The following is a 3,667-nucleotide window of genomic DNA, read 5'->3' on the forward strand; positions in this document are numbered from 1 at the left end:
AGGGTTGGGCGCGATCGCAAGCGCGGCGAAGCCGGGCGCAGCGGGTCGCCACGAGGAGGTCTAGGGTGGCGATGGATTTCCAGCTGCGCAGCGTTCCGTTGCTGTCTCGGGTGGGCGCTGACCGGGCCGATCACTTGCGCACCGACGTCGAAGCCGCCACCGCGGGATGGGCGAAAGCCGCTGTGCTGCGGATCGATTCGCGGAACCAGGTGCTCGTGGCCAATGGCCGGGTAGTCCTCGACGCAGCAGCCGCGACGGGCGACAAGCCGCCACCGGACGCGGTGTTCCTCGGGCGTATCGAGGGTGGCCGCCATGTCTGGGCGATCCGCAGTCCGCTGCACGCGTCCGAGGGCCCCGACGTGCGCGTAGCCGACCTGCGTCGCGGGGGCCAGCTGTTCGACGACCTCAGCGCGCAGCTGGTCTCATGCGCCATCGCATTGCTGAATTGGCATGACAGCGCCCGCTTTTCGCCCGTGGACGGTTCGCCGACCGCACCCGTCAGGAGCGGTTGGGCGCGAATCAACCCGCTCACCGGACAGGAGGAGTTTCCACGCATCGACCCGGCGGTGATCTGCCTCGTCCACAACGGCGGGGACCGCGCTGTGCTCGCCCGCCAGACTGTCTGGCCGGAGCGGATGTTTTCGTTGCTGGCCGGATTCGTTGAAGCCGGCGAGTCGTTCGAGGTCTGCGTCGCGCGGGAAGTCCGCGAGGAGATCGGGTTGACCGTGCGCGATGTCCGCTACCTGGGTAGCCAGCCTTGGCCGTTCCCGCGCTCGCTGATGGTCGGCTTCCACGCGATCGGCGATCCCGATCAACCCTTCTCGTTCAACGATGGCGAGATCGCCGAGGCCGCTTGGTTCACTCGCGACGAAGTACGCAATGCGCTGGATGCCGGTGACTGGACCAGTGCTTCGGAGTCCAAACTCCTTTTGCCCGGCTCAGTTTCGATCGCCCGCCAGATCATCGAGTCGTGGGCCGTGCGGGACTGACGACCTAACCGGTCAGATCGGCGAGTTTGGCCTTGACCTCGCCGACACCGGGGTTGGTCAGCGTCGACCCGTCGGCGAACTCGACGGTGGGAACGGTCCGGTTGCCGCGGTTGACTGAACCGACGAACTCCGCCGCCGCGGCGTCTTGTTCGATATCGACCTCTTCGTAGGAGATGCCGGCAGCCTTCAATACGGTCTTGAGCCGATGGCAGTACCCACACCACGGCGTCGTATAGATCGTGAGCGGAGCCTTGAAAGCATCAGTCATAGCGCCTTCAACATAATTGAGGCCGCGGGTATTGCACCAACCGAGACCGCGGCGTGGCGCTGCCGCCGGTTTGTCGGTGGCCGCTGCCAAGATGGACGCCGTGCCGGTGACCGCAGACCCGTTGATCGCCGGCCTCGACGACGAACAGCGCGAGGCAGTGCTGGCTCCCCGCGGACCGGTGTGCGTGCTGGCCGGTGCCGGAACCGGCAAGACACGCACCATCACCCACCGGATCGCGCACCTGGTCGCCGACGGCCATGTCGCTGCCGGCCAGGTGCTGGCGGTCACGTTTACCCAGCGTGCGGCGGGGGAGATGCGCTCGCGGCTGCGTGCACTCGACGCCGCCGCCCAGACCGGCGCCAAGGTCGGTGCCGTGCAGGCGCGGACGTTCCACGCCGCAGCGCACCGCCAGCTGCGGTATTTCTGGCCACGGGTAGTCGGAGACCGGGGCTGGCAGCTGCTGGACAGCAAGTTCGCGGTGGTCGCCCGCGCTGCGAACCGCAGCGGGCTGCAGAACAGCACCGACGACGTGCGTGACCTCGCGGGCGAAATCGAGTGGGCCAAGGCGTCGCTGATCAGCCCCGAGCAGTACCCGACGACGGTCGCGCAGGCCGGCCGCGATACCCCGTTGCCTGCCGCGCAAGTCGCCACCGTGTACGAGGCCTACGAGACGCTCAAGACCCGCGGCGACGGGGTGGCCCTGCTCGACTTCGACGACCTGCTGTTACACACCGCGGCCGCCATTGAAAACGACACTGCTGTCGCGGAGGAATTCCGCGACCGCTACCGCTGCTTCGTCGTCGACGAATACCAGGATGTGACGCCGCTGCAGCAGCGGGTGCTTTCAGCGTGGCTGGGCGATCGCGACGACCTGACCGTCGTCGGGGACGCCAACCAGACCATTTACTCGTTCACCGGGGCGACGCCGCGCTACCTGCTCGACTTCTCGCGGTGCTTCCCCGAAGCCACCGTGGTCCGTCTGGAGCGGGACTACCGGTCCACCCCACAAGTGGTGTCGCTCGCGAATCGGGTGATCGCCGCGGCCCGCGGCCGGATGGCGGGCAGTCGCCTGCACTTGACCGGGCAGCGCGATCCCGGCCCCGCCCCGTCGTTTCATGAACACCCCGACGAGGTCGCAGAGGCCGCAGCGGTGGCGGCGTCGATATCGAAGCTCATCGAGTCAGGCATTCCACCAGCGGAGATCGCGGTGCTGTACCGCATCAACGCGCAGTCGGAGGTCTATGAGGAGGCGTTGACCGAGGCGGGCATCCCGTACCAGGTCCGCGGCGGCGAAGGCTTCTTCAGCCGTCAGGAGATCAAGCAGGCGTTGCTGGCCCTTCAACGAGCCGAGCAGCGAGCGGCAGACCGCGGCGCAGAACGCGACTTGCCCGATGGCGGCGACCCGCTGCACCCGGCTCCGCCGCGCTGGCGATCGCCGCTGCCGCAGCTGGTGCGCGGCCTGCTCGAACCACTTGGCCTAACGGCGCAACCACCGGCCGGCACGCGGGCCCGCGAACGCTGGGAAGCGCTGACTGCGCTGGCCGAATTGGTCGATGACGAGGTGGCGCAACGTCCGCAGCTGGATCTGCCGGGTCTGCTGGCCGAGCTTCGGGTGCGCGCCGACGCCCGCCACCCGCCGGTGGTGCAAGGCGTCACGCTGGCCTCCCTGCACGCCGCGAAGGGACCGTACCGGGCCGCCGTGTTTTTGGTCCGCTTGACCGACGCCACGCTGCCCATCTCGCATGCTGGGCGCGGGCACGCAACCCCGGCGGGCGGCAGAGCCGCAAGCCGTCGCGGTTCCTCAACGGCATCGCACCGCAGACGGATGCCGACGCAACGCCGGCAAAGCCCCGCCGGGCTCGCGGTGCTGCGCCGCGGTGTCGCATCTGCAATGGCGTACTGACCACCCCTGCCGCGGTGCTGTTGCGTCGTTGCGAGACATGCCCCGGCGACCTCGACGAGGCATTGCTGCAGCGGCTCAAGGATTGGCGGCTGCGCACCGCCAAGGACATGAAGGTGCCCGCTTACATCGTCTTTACCGACAACACGCTGACTGCGATCGCCGAGCTGCGCCCTGCCGACGAGGCGGCGCTGGTCGCCATCCCCGGCATCGGTGCCCGCAAGCTGGAGCAGTTCGGACCCGACGTACTACAACTGGTCCGCAGCGGGTAACCGCCAATCCGCAGTGGCGATCGCCAGCGCGGCGAAGCCGGGCGCAGCGGGTCGGCACCAAAAGCGCAGCTCAGAAATTCGGTTGTCGGTTAGGGCTGCTACCGGTTAGCCTCGAGCCACACTCGTGACGCCGCGCGTCAAGCATGTCGGAGAGGAGGGCGCCCACGATGATCAACCGCAACGTGGTCGTAGTCGCGGCCGGCGCTCGCCATGCCGCCCATCGCGCTGCCGCCCATCC

General features: G+C 68.4%; 2 protein-coding genes and 1 pseudogene. 2 read left to right on the plus strand and 1 reads right to left on the minus strand.

Annotated elements, in window-relative coordinates; genetic code table 11:
* Positions 1-71 precede the first annotated feature (71 nt).
* Positions 72-989, plus strand: coding sequence for an NAD(+) diphosphatase (gene nudC, locus ACFE99_RS22145; protein WP_375488610.1), 918 nt, complete (start codon positions 72-74; stop codon positions 987-989).
* 4 nt (positions 990-993) lie between these two features.
* Here the strand turns inward: nudC and mrx1 are convergent, their stop codons facing one another.
* A complete protein-coding gene (gene mrx1 / locus ACFE99_RS22150) occupies positions 994-1,257 on the minus strand; it encodes a mycoredoxin Mrx1 (protein WP_375488608.1) in 264 nt (87 codons plus the stop codon).
* Positions 1,258-1,348: 91 nt separating this feature from the next.
* Between mrx1 and ACFE99_RS22155 the strand changes: the two are divergent.
* Positions 1,349-3,429: pseudogene (locus tag ACFE99_RS22155) on the plus strand (ATP-dependent DNA helicase UvrD2).
* Positions 3,430-3,667: the final 238 nt, after the last annotated feature.

The sequence above is a fragment of the uncultured Mycobacterium sp. genome, from assembly GCF_964249325.1.
Classification (GTDB): domain Bacteria; phylum Actinomycetota; class Actinomycetes; order Mycobacteriales; family Mycobacteriaceae; genus Mycobacterium.

What these genes read in the sequence shown, in the direction of transcription:
- mrx1 (WP_375488608.1), bottom strand. Translation starts at nt 1,257, where the DNA reads ATGACTGATGCTTTCAAGGCTCCGCTCACGATCTATACGACGCCGTGG.
- nudC (WP_375488610.1), top strand. Translation starts at nt 72, where the DNA reads ATGGATTTCCAGCTGCGCAGCGTTCCGTTGCTGTCTCGGGTGGGCGCT.